This window comes from Campylobacter iguaniorum, assembly GCF_000736415.1.
GTDB lineage: Bacteria > Campylobacterota > Campylobacteria > Campylobacterales > Campylobacteraceae > Campylobacter > Campylobacter iguaniorum.
The window spans coordinates 705,712-722,779 of sequence record NZ_CP009043.1 but is presented as its reverse complement, the minus strand read 5'-3'; the positions used below and the strand labels follow the sequence as shown (position 1 = coordinate 722,779).

Here is a 17,068-nt window from a genome sequence, read left to right as displayed (position 1 = left end):
TTTGACTTAAAAAGCGCCACTTTTAAGGTATTTATGATAAAATATTACATCAAATTTAAAAAGGGTATGATTGAAAAATTTATATTTTATTTTAATTTTACCAATACTATTATTAGCAAACATCAACTCTCAGTTTCAAGATCCAAAGCTTTGTTCTGCTTGTCATAAAGATGAGTATAACTCTTGGAAAAAATCCCTACACTACAAGTCTCACGATAGCAAAAACGAACTTTATAAAGCTTCTATAAACTATGTTGCGAGCCGCACAAACAAAGCAAGAGAAGAGATCTTAGTAGAATGTGCGACCTGTCATAATCCAAAAATAGAGGTCGTAAATATGGATCAAAATTATACTTTTGCAAAATTATTTGATATACAAACCTCAAAAACGAAACAAATCGATGAGCAAATAGGTGCAGATCACCTTAAAAATGGAGTTAGTTGCTATATTTGCCACAGAATCGATGATATACAAGAAGACAAAAATGGAAAATATTCTATAAAATGGCTACATGGAAACGATATGGCTGGACCGTTTGAGTCATCTTCGAGGGCTGAGTTTCACAACACTGTTCAAAGAGAGTATTTCATCAAAGGCGATAAACTCTGTCTTATCTGCCACCAAGGGCAAGGGGATAATAATAAATTTGGTCAGTATAATACTGGCAAAGAAACACAAGCAAGCAAAACAACAAAAAGGTGCGTAGACTGTCATATGGGCGAGCCAAAAGAAGCCGTAAATGCCCCTCATATCGCTACAAATCAAGCTGAGATTAGAAGAGTTAGATCGCATCTTTTTATAGGCTCTCAAGACAAAAAGCTTTTAGAAGATACTTTTAATATCTCATTTAATCAAGCCCAAAAAAAATTAATCATAGAAAATAAAATATCACACAATGTTCCTACTGGATTTGGTGGTAGAGTGGTAGAAGCAACGATATTTTATATAGCTAAAAATAAAGACATCATCTCAACTCAAACAGTCGCTTTCAAAGCAAAATATATACTAGCAAATGGTAAAGAAACACTATCGTACGTAGCTAATGGGTTAGAATCAGACAATAGATTTAAGCCTTTTGAGAAAAAAGAGATCGCCTTGCACCCTATAAAAGGCGCAGAGCAAATAAAAGTAGCGATATATTATCACAGAATATCGCCCAATTTAGCACTTGATCTTGGTGTGATAGATGGCGAATTTACAGATGAAAAGCTTATGATAGAGAGGATTTTTAATCTTTATTAGTTTGGATTTTTAGAGCATTATCTCTAAATTTCCATATTTTTTTTGCTTCGTTTAGGAGTTTTTTATCTATCTCACAAACCATCATACCCTCGTTTTCATCAAGACTATTTATGATTTCACCGTGCGGGCTGATGAGTATTGAGTTACCATAAAACTCACTACTAGCCTCATCAAATTTAGCCTTACCAAGTCTATTTGCACGCAAAATATAGATATTGTTCGTAAAGGCTCTCATCTTCAAAAGCTCATTCCAACGCTCTTTTGAGTTTAGCGTACAAGCAGTAGGAAGCAAAACACAATCAACTTTTTTTGCCATCATATCTTGCCACATAAGATCAAAATGAGCCTCATAGCCAAACATAACACCAAATTTAATTTTATCAAAACTAAATGTCATTGTTTCAAATTTACCACTTTTAGCAAAAAGCGCTTCTTCATTCCAGTGCGGGTAATTTATAAAAATATTTTGCTCTTGGTATTTTGTGCTTTGTGGGCTAAATTTAGCAATCACCTTGCATAGCTCTTTGCCTTTTAGCAAGATTATAGGAGCGATGATTGTCAATTCATATTTTTTAGCCAGATTGCTAAGAGCTAGCTTTTTGTATTCGGACTGCTCTTTTATCATTGAGCGTGGCATTTTGATTAGCTCAGTGAAAAATGAGTTTAGCACATATTCACCAAGCAAAACCACCCCAGCACCACTCCCACTAGCAAGCTTAAGATAATAATCAATCCTAGACTCACTCATCGCCAAAGTGCCAAGCTGCAAGATACAAACTTTAGCCATTTATTTCACCAAACTCTTTTATATTTAGTTTTGCATTTTCTAGTATCTCGCTTGCTTCTTTTACAAGATCTATTCCATCTTTGTATAAATTTACACTATCTTGCAAATTTAAATTTTCATCATTTAACTTTGCCAAAAGCTCATTTAATTTTTCTAGCTTTTGCTCGAAACTCTCAGCTATATTTTCTTCCATTCTAAAGCCTTTTTTACTTGCATTTCTATCTTATCAATCTCGACCAAAAACGCATCATGTCCATAGTCGCTATCGATACATTCATACTCCGCATTGCCCTTTTTACCTATATCACAAAACGCCTCATACATCTCTTTCATTAGTGTCGGCGGAAACAAAATATCCCCGCTAAATGAGAGCATAAACACATTTGCCTTTATAAGGCTAAGTGCGTTTTTGAGCGTGTCATAGTGACGAGTACAATCGAAGTTATTCATCATCTTAGCGATATAAAGATAACTTAACGGATCAAACCTTTTTGGAAAGCCATATCCATTATACTCCATATATCTATCTACTTGGTATCTACCTAAAAGCTCATAAGTTCCGTCAGTTTCTACGTACGCTCTACCAAATTTAGCATCCATAGAAGCTGGAGATAAAAAGCTAATATGCCCTGCCATTCTACCAAGCGCCATTCCCATAAGACCGTTTTTGCTTATCTCTTCTTTATCGTAGTTACCATTTTTAAATCCCGGATCACGCACGATGCCTTCAATTGCGATTTTATTAAACGCAATCGCCCATGGCTTTGTCGCATAAGTCGTCGCCATCATAATGATATTTTTAGCAAAATTTGGAAACTCAATAGCAAAACAAAGTGCTTGCATACCACCAAGACTACCACCAACAACTGCGTGAGCTTGCTTGATCCCAAGTCTATCAAAAAGCTTCATTTGAGCTTTTACAACGTCACTTATGACAAGTACTGGGAACCTAAGCCTATACTCTTTACCTGTGCTTGGCTCTATGCTAAGTGGGCTAGTAGATCCAAACGAACTACCCAAAATATTTACACAGATTACAAAAAATTTAGTAGTGTCTATAGCTTTACCATCGCCTATTAAGCCGTCCCACCAGCCAGCCTTGCTATCGTTTTCATATCTTCCAGCAGCGTGGTGTGAGCCTGTAAGTGCGTGGCATACGACTACAGCATTTGAGTGGTCTTCATTTAGCTCGCCATACGTTTCATAAGCAAGGTCAAATTCGCTTAAAATCCGACCACTCTCAAGATAAAAAGGCTCACTAAAATGAGCCTTATGGGTAGAAATTTTCACTAATTTACTCTATAGTTTGGTGCTTCTTGTGTGATGATGACGTCGTGAGCGTGGCTTTCTTTAAGTCCAGCGCTTGTTATTTCGACAAACTCAGCTTTTTCTTGGAAAGTTGGTATATCCTTACTTCCACAATAACCCATTGAGCTTCTAAGTCCACCTATTAGTTGATGAATGACTTGTCTGATACTTCCAGCGTAAGGAACACGCCCTTCAATGCCTTCTGGGACAAGCTTATCTTGAGCTGTACCTTCTTGAAAATATCTATCACTACTTCCTCTTGTCATAGCCCCTATACTTCCCATGCCACGGTAACTTTTGTATTGCCTTCCTTGAAAAGTCACAAGCTCGCCTGGACTCTCATCGCAACCTGCAAGCAAGCTTCCTACCATGATACAACTAGCACCAGCTGCAAGAGCCTTGGCAAGGTCGCCTGAGTATTTGATGCCACCATCAGCGATGATAGGCACTCCGCTACCTTTTGCAGCGTCGCAGCAGTCTGCAATGGCAGTGATTTGTGGTACGCCTACACCTGAGACGATACGAGTAGTGCATATTGATCCTGGTCCGATACCTACTTTTACAGCGTCGGCTCCAGCAGCTATAAGATCTTTGATAGCAGCTGGATTTGCGACGTTTCCTACTACTATATCAACATCTTTTATAACCTCTTTTATACTTTTTAAAGTATCAATTATACCTTTTGAGTGTCCATGAGCTGAGTCCATAACTAAAGCATCAACCCCAGCCTTGGCTAGAGCTATAGCGCGGTCAAGCTGACCTACGCCAATAGCTGCTGCTACTCTTAGGCGACCAAATTTATCTTTGTTTGCATTTGGGTATTCTTTGCGTTTTTTAAGGTCTTTTATAGTTATCAAACCCTCTAGCTTGCCATCTTCATCTACTATAGGAAGCTTTTCTACTTTGTTTGTAGAAAATATCTGCTCAGCATCATCAAGAGTGCAACCTTTTGGAGCTGTGATGAGTGGGGCTTTTGTCATGACTGAGCTTACTTTTTTTGAGTAGTCATTTTCAAATCTTAGATCTCTATTTGTAAGAATTCCTATAAGGGTATTTTCATCATCGACTACTGGAACGCCAGATATTCTATACTCACTCATAAGCTCTAAAGCCTCTTTGATACTTGCTTCTGGCTTGATAAATATAGGATCTATGATAACGCCACTCTCGCTTTTTTTAACCCTTTTTACCTCTTTTACTTGACTTTCTATATCCATATTTTTGTGAATTACACCAATACCACCAAGTCTAGCCATCATAATAGCTGTTCTATGCTCAGTTACTGTGTCCATAGCTGCTGAAACAAGAGGTATATTTAGCTCGATATTTCTACTAAATTTAGAGTTGATACATACTTGTTTTGGCAAAACTTCTGAGTATTGAGGGACCAGCAAAACATCTTCAAATGTAAGAGCTCTTTTTACTATTTTCATTTAATTTCCTTTTATCAATTTTTCTAAACTATATGCAGCATCTAGAACATTTTGCTCTTTGTATGCACCGCCAATTAACTGAGCTGAGATATTTAGCCCATTTGCGTCTTTTGCGACTGGAACAGTTATAGCTGGAAGTCCAGCTAAATTTACTCCGATTGTGTAAATATCACTTAGATAAGCATCAAGTGGGTTGCTAAGCTCACCAAATTTATACGCTACGCTTGGAGCAACTGGCATCAAGATGATATCAGCCTCGCTTAAAATTTCCTCATATTCTTTTTTGATAAATGCTCTAGCTTTTTGAGCTTTTATGTAATAAGCATCATAATATCCGCTACTCAAAACAAATGTTCCAAGAAGCATTCTTCTTTGTACTTCAGCGCCAAAGCCCTCGCCTCTTGTATTTGCATACATACTTCCAAGATTTGTGCATGCAGCGCGTCTACCATATCTGACGCCATCGTATCTGCTTAAATTCGTGCTAGCTTCAGCTGTAGCGATGATGTAATAAGCTGCTATTGCATATTTTGAGTTTGAAAAATCTTTATAAATGATATTGTGTCCAGCTGATTTTAGTTTGTCAATAGCCATATTTAAAGATTTTTTAACATCTTCGCTAGCTCCATCTACATAGTTTTTGATGACTGCGATTGTCATTTTTCTATCGCTGTTTAGCTTATCGCTTGTGCTGATAGCTTCTAAATTTGCACTTGTGCTGTCTTTTGGATCATGTCCAGCGATAATATCATATAAAATAGCTGCGTCTTCAACGCTTCTTGTGATAGGTCCGATCTGATCTAGACTGCTTGAGTAAGCACCAAGTCCAAACCTACTAACCCTTCCATAAGTCGGCTTAAATCCCACACACCCACAAAACGCTGCTGGCTGACGGATACTTCCGCCAGTATCACTTCCAAGAGCTGCGACTGCGATGCCAGCTGCGACTGCTGCTGCACTACCGCCACTACTACCACCAGGTACGCGTGAGTGATCTAGTGGATTTAGAGTCTTACCATAGTAAGAGCTTTCAGTTGTGCTTCCCATAGCAAACTCATCCATATTTGTCCTACCAAATGGCGCAAGACCAGCACTTAGTAGCTTGTTTATAACAGTTGCGTTATATGGTGCTATGTAGCCTTGAAGTATCTTTGAGCAGCTTGTTACGCTTTGGTTTTTGACTTGGATATTATCTTTTATAGCTATTGGAACTCCAGCAAATTCATCACAAATTTCACTATTTGTTAGTTGCTCGATATACGCTCCAAGCTCTTTTGTTTGTTTTATTTTGTCTTTTAGATCTTTGCGAAGAGCTACTAGCTCACTCTCGCTAAGTTTCATTGCTTCTTTTAAGCTTATCACTTGCTCTCCTTAAATTTATTAACTAAAAAAATACCAAATCCGGTTATTCCAAGCAAAATTGCTACAGTGACTATGATTAATGTCATACTAACTGGATTTTCAAACACTATTTCATCACCTTTGCACATCTTGGGCATAGGTCGCCATCGTTTTTAGCTGAGTATTTCCAGCATCTTGGACATTTAAATCTATCTGCTTTTACTATCTTGAATTTATCATTTCCTATGTCAAATTCAGCCAAGCACTCATCACTCTCAACTCCTCTTACGAAGCTCACCATATACCAATCTATAACCTCATCAAGGTCATTTGAAAGCACTTCGTTTGAGCTGGTTTCTAGGATAACTTCTAGGGTTGATTTTATGATTTTATCTTTTTTAAGAGTATCGATTATCTCGTTAAATTTCTCTCTACTAGATCTTAAAAGCTCATCTTCTATCTTGTAATCAAACTCAAGTGGCTTATAAACTAGCTCAAATACATCGTTTGCACTCTTTTTGATGATGTTTGGAGCGACCTCTAGAGCTTCATCTACAGTGTATGTCAAGGTAGGAGCGATAAGAGCTAGAAGTGATTTTGTGATGATAGCCATAGCTGACTGGGCTGAGCGGCGGCGTGAGCTTTCTAACTCATCGCAGTAGAGTCTATCTTTGCAAATATCAAGATAAACACCACTCAAATCTCCACTTAAGAAATTCAAAAGTATATTAAAGCCTTTTGAAAACTCATAGTTTTTAAAACAAATACTAACTTCATTAAATGTTTTAGTAGCTCTTACTAATATCCACTTATCAAGCATTGTGAAATTTGAGCTGATATCGTCCAAATCATTAATGTTGGCTAGTAAAAATCTTACTGTGTTGCGGATTTTTCTGTATTGTTCGCCGACTTGTTTTAGTATGTCATCGCTGATTTTAAGGTCGCTTGAGTAGTCGCTTAGCCCGACCCAAAGTCTTAAAATCTCAGTGCCGTATTTTTTGGCTACGTCAGCTGGAGCTATTACATTTCCTTTGCTTTTACTCATTTTATTGCCATTGCCATCAACGGTAAATCCATGAGTTAAAACGCTTTTATATGGCGCTTTTTGATTTACAGCGCAGCTTAGCAGAAGTGAGCTTTGGAACCAGCCACGGTGTTGGTCGCTACCTTCAAGATACATATCGGCTTGATATCCGCCAGCATCGTAATCACCACTATTTAGCACTGCATTCCAAGTAGATCCGCTATCAAACCAAACATCTAAAATATCCATTACTTTTTCTAAATTTGCCGGATCGTATTTTGAGTCTTTTGGAAGTAAATCAGCAATCTCCAAATCCCACCATGCATCAGCGCCTTTTTCATCAAAAATCTTTGCTACATTATCTAAAATTTCAGTATCAAAAATCGGCTCTTTGGTCGCACGATCCCTAAAAAACGCTATTGGCACACCCCAATCTCTTTGGCGACTTATACACCAGTCAGGGCGATTTTCTATCATAGAAGTTATTCTTTTTACCCCAACTTCTGGATAAAATTTCACTTGTTTTAACGCTTCAAGAGCCGTAGTTCTTAGAGTTTTGCCATCAAGCTTTGGCTCATCCATAGCTATAAACCACTGTTTTGTGGCTCTGTAAATGACTGGCTTGTGAGTTCTCCAGCAAAATGGATAACTATGCACAAATTTACTTACTTTTACAACGCTATCTCCAAGAAGCTCAACGATTTTTTCATTTGCTTTAAATATATGAAGCCCTATAAACTCATTTAGCAAATTCTCAGGCAAAAGCTTTTTAACCCTTAAAGTCTCATCGTATAATCCAGCCTCATCAACTGGCATAATCACTTCTATGCCATATCTCAAACTAGCAAAATAGTCATCTTCGCCGTGCCCAGGAGCTGTATGAACAAGCCCAGTACCGCCGTCCATCAAGACGTGTTCGCCAAGGATAAATACTGAGTTTCTACCATTTAGTGGATTAATTGCGTTTAGATTTTCAAGCTCTTTTGAGGCAAATTCTTTTATGATTTTGCCACTTATAATGCCTTGATTTACAAGAGTTTCTACAAGTGCAGAAGCTACGATATAGCCCTCACTTGTCACTGAGTATTTTTCATTTGGATTTAGGCTTATGGCTTGGTTTGCGACCAAAGTCCATGGCGTAGTAGTCCAAATGACTGCTTTAGCATTTTGGACGCCTATTTTTTCGCAAGCCTCTTTGCTAAGCTCAAATGCCACATATAGGCTATAATCCTCTTTGTCTTCATACTCGACTTCAGCTTCAGCCAGAGCACTTCTTGCAGCCCAGCTCCAAAAAACAGGCTTGCTTCTTTCGATCAAAAGACCTTTTTTAGCCACTTCACAAAGCGTCCTATAGATATTTGCTTCAAATTTAAACTTCATAGTAAGATATGGATCTTCCCAGCCCCCAAGAATGCCAAGAGTTTTAAACTCGTCTCTTTGGATATTTACGAAATTTGTAGCCCACGCCCTGCACTCGCTTCTGATAGCTGATTTGCTCATGGTTTTTTTAGCCTCACCCAGCTTTACTTCGACTTGTTGCTCAATAGGCAACCCATGACAATCCCAGCCTGGAGTATAGCGGACGCTGTCGCCGAAAAAATAATGAGTTTTTAGGATTATATCTTTTAGGATTTTATTTAGTGCGTGACCTATATGTAAGTGACCATTTGCGTATGGTGGACCATCGTGGATATTGAAGCTCACGCCAGCTTTTTGGCGTTTGGCTTTCATCTTTTCATAAGCTTTTTCTTCGCTCCATTTGGCATATCTTTTTGGCTCTTGTTCGCTCAGGTTTCCCCGCATAGCAAAATCAGTCGCCGGAAGTAGTAATGTATCTTTATAATCCATATTATCGACCTTGAATTTTTTTAAATTTAGGGATTTTATCAAAAAAATCATTAATATAAGTTTTATTTAGCAAGTTGAGATACAATATTTCACAAAATAACAAAGGATAAAAATGCTAAAATTTTGTCTTTTTAGCTTGCTATTTTTATCTCAAATTTTTTCATCTGATGAGCTTATGAAACAAAGCGGAGATACTCTAAGCATAAATCCACTCCAGACAAATGGCTTTATAAATAGCCCTTGGATAAAATCAGATGATGTAAAACTCCTAAATCCAAATTTGAATCTTAATAAAAATGGAGCAAATTTAAACCAAATAGATGTTTTAAACATAAATTCTTTTAGCTTTAACAACGAATATTTAGATGATTTCAAGCTAAATTTAGATAGCAAGCTAGATAAAAACGAAAACCAAAAAGACTACATATCAAACAATAATCTAGGTATAGAGCACCAAACTTCTATAATCGATTTTTTAATCAAAACCAAGCTAAATTTAAACTACAATCTCAAAGAAAACTCGCTAATAACTGAGCCAAATTTTGATATTAGCAAAGAAGTTTTATATAATACAAATTTAGGTACAATAATCAAATCAAACAAAGATGAGCAAATTAGTCCATATATCGACTGGTCTTTAAATAAGAATTTAAACCTAAATATCTTATACACACCAAAAGAAGACTCAGACAATACATATATGAATTTCAAGGTAAAATACTAGGAGCAAACATGAAGCATATTATTTTGATTGTCGGCGAAGAATTGCAGATAAATAAGCCGTTTTTGGATTATATTTTTAACAAATATGAAGAGTGCTTTGGCGAAATGGGAATGGTGGCCTATATAGAAGATAACGACAAAGAATTGCCATTTTATATAGAAAACCACTCCAAAAACTTTGACTTTGTCACTATCATGGCAAACGATAGTAATTTTTACACAATAAGCAAGATCATCGCCACACTTAGCACCGATACAATCGAGCTAAAAAACGACACCCTGATACCTTCACGTGCAGAAATCCAAGTAAAAGACAGCTTTTTACTCACGCTAAACTCAGCCAAGATAAATTTAATCAAAGCCACGCCGACAGCAGAACTCCCAGAGTTTCTCATCGAAGTGCAAAAAGACTGCAAGTTTTTTAATATACTTGATATCGATAAAGAAAGCGCTAGAATACTGCTAGAGCCATTAGCCACGACTTATAACGTGACGATAAGTCTCACCGAGCTACTTCCTGGGCTTACTTATGTCAAAGCCTCTACTAACAAATACGGTCAGATTGACGGCTTCATAGAAAGTGCTTCAAATCTCTTTGCCAATAAAATCATAAACGAAAAAGATATAGTCTCTTTCATCGCAAACAAACTCATAGAAAAAAATCTCAAAATCACCTTTGCAGAGTCTTGCACTGCTGGGCTTTGTGCTGCTAAATTTGGAGCGGTTTCTGGCGTGAGTAGCGTCTTTGACGGCTCAGTTGTAACCTACGCAAACCATATCAAACATAACTGGATAGAAGTCAGCGATGAAGTCTTGCAAACTTATGGCGCAGTGAGTAAAGAGTGCGTCGAACAAATGTGCCGTGGGGCGTTAAGGCTTTGTGAGTGTGATTTTGCTATCGCTATTAGTGGCGTCGCTGGGCCAAATGGCGGAACTAAAGAAAAGCCAGTAGGCACGGTATTTGTCGGCGTAGCAAACAAAACCGAAGTCCAAGTCCAAAGACTGCTTTTATCAGGCGATAGAAGCTACATAAGAGAGCAAAGCGCCTTGCACGCATACGCACTTTTACTCAGAGCCAATCCAAGCTTTTTTGAATAAGGCGTGAATTGCGATTTAGAATAGACTTTACCAGTCTATTCTTCTATTTCCTTTTGGTGCGTTATCACTATTTTCGCCACCTATATCCATGACTTTTCCATGCTCTCCGCTTCCAGTCCAGCCGCCCTTATCTAAGCTATAAAATGTCGCATTGAAGCTTGTATCTATTGGCTTTTCATCATTTGGAACAAATTTATCAAACAGCAAATACTTTTTAGCTTCATCATTTGGGGTTATTTTGATATTTATTGTTTTTGGAAACTCAACGCCATTATAAGTAAGGATTAGCTTTTCTTTTCCGTTTTCCTTTACAGCAGCGTTATTCTCGCTAATTGTCAAATTCGCACCCAAATATTCGTTTGTGCTTTCGCCGCTAAATGCTGGATTTATATAGTAGTCTTTGAGTTGTGGGATTTTGCACTCTTCTAGCGTTTTTGTCTCATTTGACGTGATGAAATTTTTTATTTTTTCTTTATCCTCTTCGCTCTCATCGCCACTGAAATAAACACCATAATACAAACTCACTTCGCCACTATTTGCGTATATATCATAGTTTGGTGCAAAAACCCTACCATAGTAAAAATTCGCCTCACTATCACTCGCAACTACACCTTTTTCTAATTCTACATTATCTTCATCTTTTCCACTTAGTGTAAATATATCAGGCGTAATATTTTTATAAGCTTTTGGCTCATTGTACTTTCTGCCTAAATTTAGCTTCAAGCTCACACTAGCTTCACCAAGATAAAAGGCGTCTTTTGAGATAGTAAATTTACCGTCGTTTTTTTCTTTGGTCGTATCATCATCTTCTGCCGATTTAATTTTGATAGCAAATTTATCACGTTCATCAGCCGTCTTCTCAACTCCGTAATAATAAACTTCTTCAGTGAGATTATCTGTCACATCTAAATTCACATCTTTTGCGTAGTAGTTTTTTGTATATAGCTTAGGAGTCGTGCCATCAGCCAAAGTAGCGTTTAAATTCAACTTCAAATCAGCTGCCATCATGCTTTCTAACCGCTCTTTTGATTTTGTATAAACATCATCTTTGAGATAGTAAGTCATATTGGAAAATTTATCGCTCAGCTCTTTTGATTTTAGCATAATTTTATCAAGCATAAATTTATAATAGTCACTTTGTAGTTCTATATTGCACCCTATTTTACCATCACTATTAGCCACATTTCCGCTCTCGCCCTCTATACAATCGCCGTCATGATCGATCGCAGTCCAAGTATCATCATATATATTTATCGTAGTAGGTCCGATATCTGGGTAAGAAAAATAACATTTATTGGCATTTATATTATCGGCATTTAATTCTATCGCTTTTTCATTATCGTAACAAACATTATAGCTAGAACCAAGCCCACTATCAAATTTAATACGCATATTTGTTATTTTATTTGGTTCGATGATATTTTCGCCATCTTTGCATTTTTCATCTTGCGTCCATTTGATGATATTTTTTTCATTTAGGGTTTCAAGCATTGTGTTATATCCTAGAACTTTGTTGTTTAGTTCATCTATGGCTTTTATATCATTTAGATTTTGATCTCTTGTTCCACCTATTTTTGTATTTCCGTCTAAATTTGAAACATACCCTTTTGGTCTAGCAGAAAAGCTATCTGAATATCCAGTATCTATAACATTATTTGTCTTATCCAAAAGCTCTATTTTAAATTTCAATGCAGGAGTTATATTGCTCTCATTTTTTATAACAATATTATTTATTTTAATACTTGAAGTATTTAATGCTTCAAATTTATTTTGATTTATATTAATGACATTGCCTCCGCTTCCACTTGTGAATTTTACAGCTTCTCCTTTATCATTTACTAAAGTTAATTGTAGTTTTCTATCAGTAAAATCAAGCTCATCAGCCAAAGCTTTATATAATTGCAAATCAAATGGCTTTCCTATGATTTGAGTATATAACTTACCATTTTGAGTAAATGAATTTGATAAATTTATATTTCCACTTATAGTGTCGATTGATGATTGAAGTGGCTCTATTATGATAGTAGCAGAAAATCTATGAGCAATGTCTCTAATAGCTGCTTCAAAGTTTGGATTTAATTCTATTAATATATTAACATCTCCGCCAACATACGTTCTAGCAGAGTAAGTTTGACTTTGATCATATAATACATTTATACTATTGTTTGGGAATTTCGTCGTATTAGTCAAATGTGAATCATAACATATTCCGCCATAATTTTTATTCTTGTCAGAAGTAGAAAGACCACTTGCACTGTAGTCTGAAGATAAAACTCTATAATACAAAATTTCTCCAGCAATATCACTCGGATATTTAGTATACCACCTTTCACTATTATTTAATTCTTTACATTTATCTGCTTCACCCCAACACGCATCTATACTATCTATTTTAAATGTCATTTTACCAGCAAAACCAGTATAAAAACGCACAGAAACTTGGTTCCAGTTAAGAATACCATGCTCTCCACGTATATTATCAGCGGTTAAATTAAATTTATAATACCCTTTATCTTTAGCTACATAGCGAACTTGTGCACCATTATGTGAAAAATTTTTCCGAAAATTTTCCAATGGACTTATTATGACGGTTCCAATTGGAACATTGTGTTCTATTAATTCTAATTTTGAATTATAAGTATCATTGCAAAAGACATCAACACCCAAAGACTCCAATGCAAAAAATCCCAAAAAACCAAAAATCAAAAATATCTTTTTCATAATCTTTTCCAAATTTAATAAAATAATGTTTATTATGGTAAACCAAATAAGCTTAATAATAGTTTAGTCTGTGTTTAAATTGTATTGATTGATTAATATTTCAAAGATTATGGAAATACTTAGGGAAATGGTGACCCCTACGAGACTCGAACTCGTGTTACCAACGTGAGAGGCTGGTGTCCTAACCGCTAGACGAAGGGGCCAACAATAATAAAAAATGGTGCCCCGTGTAGGGCTCGAACCTACGACCCCATCATTAAGAGTGACATGCTCTACCAACTGAGCTAACGAGGCAAGATCATCTAAGCTTAGCAAATGCTAATAATGGCACGTATGTGTCGAAAAACTAAAATGGCGCGGCGGACGGGACTCGAACCCGCGACCCCCGGCGTGACAGGCCGATATTCTAACCAGCTGAACTACCGCCGCAACCGTAAATTTAAATGGTGGTCGCTATAAGACTCGAACTTATGACATCCACCTTGTAAGGGTGGCGCTCTACCAACTGAGCTAAGCGACCAAATTTGATGGCGACCCTTGTAAGATTTGAACTCACGTTTTCACACAGAGAATGTGACGTCCTGGGCCAACTAGACGAAAGGGTCAAAACCCTATGACAATATAGTGGTGTCCCGCGTTGGATTCGAACCAACGGCCCCCTCCTTAAAAGGGAGATGCTCTACCGACTGAGCTAGCGAGACAAAAAAATGGCGCGGCGGACGGGACTCGAACCCGCGACCCCCGGCGTGACAGGCCGATATTCTAACCAGCTGAACTACCGCCGCAACCGTAAATTTAAATGGTGGTCGCTATAAGACTCGAACTTATGACATCCACCTTGTAAGGGTGGCGCTCTACCAACTGAGCTAAGCGACCAAAAATAAAACAGTGGTGTCCCGCGTTGGATTCGAACCAACGGCCCCCTCCTTAAAAGGGAGATGCTCTACCGACTGAGCTAGCGAGACAAAATCATTTGTGGATATAAGCTTTAATGTGTATAAATATCGCAACATCTCAAAAATGAAGTGAAATTATACAAAAATAAAATTATTTTGTCAAGTAAAAATCAAAGATATTTGTAAAAATTTGTCAAAAAATGATTATTTTTTTAATGCGACAAATCACAAATAATTATCGCAAAAATAGATTTACGGTTTATATTTTATTGAAATTTAAAGTTATTTTATATTTAGGTTAGGTACAATAAGCAATCTTTAAACCAAAGGTGGATCGATATGCAAAACACTCACGGTATATTTACTTGGAATAGCAAATTTGAAACTGGCATAGAGCTTGTAGACAAGCAACACCGCCATTTGGTGGATCTCATAAACGCTCTGGGATACAAAATATCACAAGATAAAGTGCTGAGCATAGATGAAATAACACAACTATGTAATGAGCTATTTGACTATGCGAAATATCACTTTGGCACAGAAGAAAAGCTAATGGCTGAATATAAGCTATCTCATGAGTTTATCAAAGATCATGTCTCAAACCACCAAGCATTTTTCGTGGAAGTAGATACGCTGTATTCTGAGCTAAACAAAGGCACTATGGAAAATGTCAAAATAAAGAATTTGCTTGATTTCTTGGTGAATTGGCTTGCTTTTCATATACTTGGTCAAGATAAAAAGATGGCTAAACAAATAGAACTAATCCAAAATGGAGCCAGCAAAGAAGAAGCCTATAATATAGTAAACTCACAAAGCAGCTCCGAAGAGGTCGGCCCACTCGTAAATGCACTAAATAAAATGCTTGAAATGTTATCTAAAAGAAATAAAGAGCTGCTACTACTCAAAAACGAACTTGAAATAAAAGTAGAAGAAAGAACAAAAGAGCTTCTAGTGGCAAACGAACACCTAAAAAGGCTATCAATAACCGATCAGCTAACAGAACTGCCAAATAGAAGATATGCCATGCAGACTTTGGATATGCTATGGAAAGAGAGCTTGGAATATAACTTTCCGTTATCTGTTTTGATGATGGATCTAGACCACTTCAAAGCGATAAACGATACATACGGACATGACGCTGGCGATATCGTACTAAAAACAGTAGCTATAGCGCTGAAAGATTCTGTAAGAACTGATGATGTGATATGTAGGCTTGGCGGGGACGAGTTTTTGCTGATATGCCCAAATACCAAGCTTGAAGGTGCGATACAAGTAGGAAATACAATACTAAAAAACGTAAAAATGCTCAATATAAAGCTAAAAGAAACCACATGCAAAGCACATATAAGCATAGGAATCGCATCAAAAACAGACTCAATGACTTCATATAATGAGCTTATCAAACAAGCAGATACACAAGTCTACAATGCCAAACATAATGGAAAATGCTGTGTAAGTTACGAAATGTAACATAGCGAATTTGATATTTGGTTTTGTTGCGTCAATAATGTGTATAAATCTTATGCGGTAGAGTTGCGTTTTTGTATTTTGGGTGTAGATTTTTGGTTTTGTGCTATGACTAGGATAATAAAAGCGGATTTATACTTTAGATTTATAGAATATGATATGTGGGCAATCTTAAATCCTGCAAGGATAAATTTGCACAAAGCAACTCCAACAACTGGTAGGCTTTCAACTCAAAGTTTCAAATCCTACAAGGATAAATTTACACAATTTCATCAAAAATGATGATTACGAACAAGCAAAAGGTTTCAAATCCTACAAGGATAAATTTACACTTGTGACATTAGTATTTTGAGTATATGGAACAGTTAGTTTCAAATCCTACAAGGATAAATTTACACAGTAAAAAAATTAAGTGATGTCAAGATGAATATAGTTTCAAATCCTACAAGGATAAATTTACACCAGAACTTTCAAGGATAAAATAATGATATACGAGTTTCAAATCCTACAAGGATAAATTTACACCTTACTCATTTTGGAATTATAGCGAAATATCTTCACGTTTCAAATCCTACAAGGATAAATTTACACCAGTTTTTTTGGGAGGGGTAGGTGTCCGTAGGTTTCAAATCCTACAAGGATAAATTTACACGCAAACTTTTAGCCACTTTATCAAGTGCGTGAAGCTCGTTTCAAATCCTACAAGGATAAATTTACACTTTAAACTTCTTTCTACCACTTTGCTTTTTGATAGTTTCAAATCCTACAAGGATAAATTTACACTGAGACATTCAACAAAGAAAGTCATGGTAGCAGTTAGTTTCAAATCCTACAAGGATAAATTTACACGAAGCCTTGAGCTTCATTCCAAAAAGAATAGAGGCGTTTCAAATCCTACAAGGATAAATTTACACCCCATTTCTTAGCATATATCTCATTTCCTTTTACAAGTTTCAAATCCTACAAGGATAAATTTACACGTACTAAACCTCGGAAGAGTTGATGGCTCTTTGCTCGGTTTCAAATCCTACAAGGATAAATTTACACAATACTCAAAAACGCTGATTTGTGGGAAAAATCTAGTTTCAAATCCTACAAGGATAAATTTACACTGAAACACAATGCTTTTTTGCTAAATCTCTATGGCGTTTCAAATCCTACAAGGATAAATTTACACAC

The 17,068-nt window shown here is 36.6% G+C and carries 12 protein-coding genes, 9 tRNA genes and 1 CRISPR repeat array (1 of these 22 cut by a window edge); of the genes, 4 read left to right on the top strand and 17 right to left on the bottom strand.

The features are described from left to right. The first annotated feature begins 70 nt into the window (after positions 1–70). The gene (locus CIG1485E_RS03555) at positions 71–1,243 is read left to right on the top strand and encodes a multiheme c-type cytochrome (protein ID WP_038453758.1); all 1,173 of its coding nucleotides are present in this window, start codon (positions 71–73) and stop codon (positions 1,241–1,243) included. Here CIG1485E_RS03555 and CIG1485E_RS03550 read toward each other — a convergent pair. The 7 genes from CIG1485E_RS03550 to ileS are packed head-to-tail and all read right to left on the bottom strand — an operon-like array spanning position 1,230 to position 8,984. Further along, positions 1,230–2,030, bottom strand: coding sequence for a carbon-nitrogen hydrolase family protein (locus CIG1485E_RS03550; protein WP_038453756.1), 801 nt, complete (start codon positions 2,028–2,030; stop codon positions 1,230–1,232). The two genes, CIG1485E_RS03555 and CIG1485E_RS03550, sit on opposite strands and share 14 nt — an antisense overlap. Further along, positions 2,023–2,223: an exodeoxyribonuclease VII small subunit gene (gene xseB, locus CIG1485E_RS03545; protein WP_038453754.1), complete on the bottom strand. Its 201-nt coding sequence runs from the start codon at positions 2,221–2,223 to the stop codon at positions 2,023–2,025. Before xseB ends, CIG1485E_RS03550 begins: the two co-directional genes overlap by 8 nt. Then, a complete protein-coding gene (gene metX / locus CIG1485E_RS03540; RefSeq protein ID WP_038453752.1) occupies positions 2,208–3,320 on the bottom strand; it encodes a homoserine O-acetyltransferase MetX in 1,113 nt (370 codons plus the stop codon). The genes xseB and metX overlap by 16 nt, the downstream gene beginning before the upstream one ends. Next, on the bottom strand, positions 3,320–4,771 hold the full coding sequence (gene guaB / locus CIG1485E_RS03535) for an IMP dehydrogenase (protein WP_038453750.1): 1,452 nt from the start codon (positions 4,769–4,771) through the stop codon (positions 3,320–3,322). The genes metX and guaB overlap by 1 nt, the downstream gene beginning before the upstream one ends. Continuing rightward, positions 4,772–6,133, bottom strand: a complete 1,362-nt coding sequence (gatA, locus tag CIG1485E_RS03530) for an Asp-tRNA(Asn)/Glu-tRNA(Gln) amidotransferase subunit GatA (RefSeq protein WP_038453748.1) — start codon at positions 6,131–6,133, stop codon at positions 4,772–4,774. Beyond that, on the bottom strand, positions 6,130–6,270 hold the full coding sequence (locus CIG1485E_RS09460) for a hypothetical protein (RefSeq protein WP_156412504.1): 141 nt from the start codon (positions 6,268–6,270) through the stop codon (positions 6,130–6,132). Before CIG1485E_RS09460 ends, gatA begins: the two co-directional genes overlap by 4 nt. After that, positions 6,240–8,984, bottom strand: coding sequence for an isoleucine--tRNA ligase (ileS, locus tag CIG1485E_RS03525; protein ID WP_038455555.1), 2,745 nt, complete (start codon positions 8,982–8,984; stop codon positions 6,240–6,242). The genes CIG1485E_RS09460 and ileS overlap by 31 nt, the downstream gene beginning before the upstream one ends. Positions 8,985–9,096: 112 nt before the next feature. Here ileS and CIG1485E_RS03520 point away from each other — a divergent pair, with 112 nt between their 5' ends. Then, positions 9,097–9,708, top strand: coding sequence for a hypothetical protein (locus CIG1485E_RS03520; protein ID WP_051870909.1), 612 nt, complete (start codon positions 9,097–9,099; stop codon positions 9,706–9,708). 8 nt (positions 9,709–9,716) lie between these two features. Further along, on the top strand, positions 9,717–10,805 hold the full coding sequence (locus tag CIG1485E_RS03515; RefSeq protein WP_038453746.1) for a CinA family protein: 1,089 nt from the start codon (positions 9,717–9,719) through the stop codon (positions 10,803–10,805). A 27-nt stretch (positions 10,806–10,832) separates the two neighbouring features. On the opposite strand, the gene CIG1485E_RS03510 is transcribed toward CIG1485E_RS03515, so the two are convergent. From CIG1485E_RS03510 to CIG1485E_RS03465, 10 genes are all read right to left on the bottom strand, one after another. After that, entirely contained in the window at positions 10,833–13,526 is a 2,694-nt protein-coding gene (locus tag CIG1485E_RS03510; RefSeq protein ID WP_038453744.1) for a hypothetical protein, read from the bottom strand. Positions 13,527–13,654: 128 nt separating this feature from the next. Continuing rightward, positions 13,655–13,729, bottom strand: a tRNA-Glu gene (locus CIG1485E_RS03505). Positions 13,730–13,744: 15 nt separating this feature from the next. Further along, a tRNA-Lys gene (locus CIG1485E_RS03500) sits at positions 13,745–13,820 on the bottom strand. A 58-nt stretch (positions 13,821–13,878) separates the two neighbouring features. After that, a tRNA-Asp gene (locus CIG1485E_RS03495) sits at positions 13,879–13,955 on the bottom strand. 15 nt (positions 13,956–13,970) lie between these two features. Beyond that, positions 13,971–14,046 (bottom strand) — tRNA-Val (locus tag CIG1485E_RS03490). A gap of 8 nt (positions 14,047–14,054) precedes the next feature. Beyond that, positions 14,055–14,131, bottom strand: a tRNA-Glu gene (locus CIG1485E_RS03485). A gap of 20 nt (positions 14,132–14,151) precedes the next feature. Continuing rightward, positions 14,152–14,227: transfer RNA gene (locus tag CIG1485E_RS03480), tRNA-Lys, on the bottom strand. A 7-nt stretch (positions 14,228–14,234) separates the two neighbouring features. Continuing rightward, positions 14,235–14,311 (bottom strand) — tRNA-Asp (locus tag CIG1485E_RS03475). Between the two features lie 15 nt (positions 14,312–14,326). After that, positions 14,327–14,402 (bottom strand) — tRNA-Val (locus CIG1485E_RS03470). Between the two features lie 13 nt (positions 14,403–14,415). Further along, positions 14,416–14,491 (bottom strand) — tRNA-Lys (locus CIG1485E_RS03465). Positions 14,492–14,761: 270 nt separating this feature from the next. Here CIG1485E_RS03465 and CIG1485E_RS03460 point away from each other — a divergent pair. After that, positions 14,762–15,892, top strand: coding sequence for a GGDEF domain-containing protein (locus CIG1485E_RS03460; RefSeq protein ID WP_038453741.1), 1,131 nt, complete (start codon positions 14,762–14,764; stop codon positions 15,890–15,892). 165 nt (positions 15,893–16,057) lie between these two features. Then, a CRISPR array of direct repeats spans positions 16,058–17,068; the repeat unit is 30 nt; unit sequence GTTTCAAATCCTACAAGGATAAATTTACAC; it runs 8,826 nt beyond the window's last position.

What these genes read in the sequence shown, in the direction of transcription:
- CIG1485E_RS03550 (WP_038453756.1), bottom strand. Translation starts at nt 2,030, where the DNA reads ATGGCTAAAGTTTGTATCTTGCAGCTTGGCACTTTGGCGATGAGTGAG.
- xseB (WP_038453754.1), bottom strand. Translation starts at nt 2,223, where the DNA reads ATGGAAGAAAATATAGCTGAGAGTTTCGAGCAAAAGCTAGAAAAATTA.
- guaB (WP_038453750.1), bottom strand. Translation starts at nt 4,771, where the DNA reads ATGAAAATAGTAAAAAGAGCTCTTACATTTGAAGATGTTTTGCTGGTC.
- CIG1485E_RS09460 (WP_156412504.1), bottom strand. Translation starts at nt 6,270, where the DNA reads ATGCCCAAGATGTGCAAAGGTGATGAAATAGTGTTTGAAAATCCAGTT.
- ileS (WP_038455555.1), bottom strand. Translation starts at nt 8,984, where the DNA reads ATGGATTATAAAGATACATTACTACTTCCGGCGACTGATTTTGCTATG.
- CIG1485E_RS03520 (WP_051870909.1), top strand. Translation starts at nt 9,097, where the DNA reads ATGCTAAAATTTTGTCTTTTTAGCTTGCTATTTTTATCTCAAATTTTT.
- CIG1485E_RS03515 (WP_038453746.1), top strand. Translation starts at nt 9,717, where the DNA reads ATGAAGCATATTATTTTGATTGTCGGCGAAGAATTGCAGATAAATAAG.
- CIG1485E_RS03510 (WP_038453744.1), bottom strand. Translation starts at nt 13,526, where the DNA reads ATGAAAAAGATATTTTTGATTTTTGGTTTTTTGGGATTTTTTGCATTG.
- CIG1485E_RS03460 (WP_038453741.1), top strand. Translation starts at nt 14,762, where the DNA reads ATGCAAAACACTCACGGTATATTTACTTGGAATAGCAAATTTGAAACT.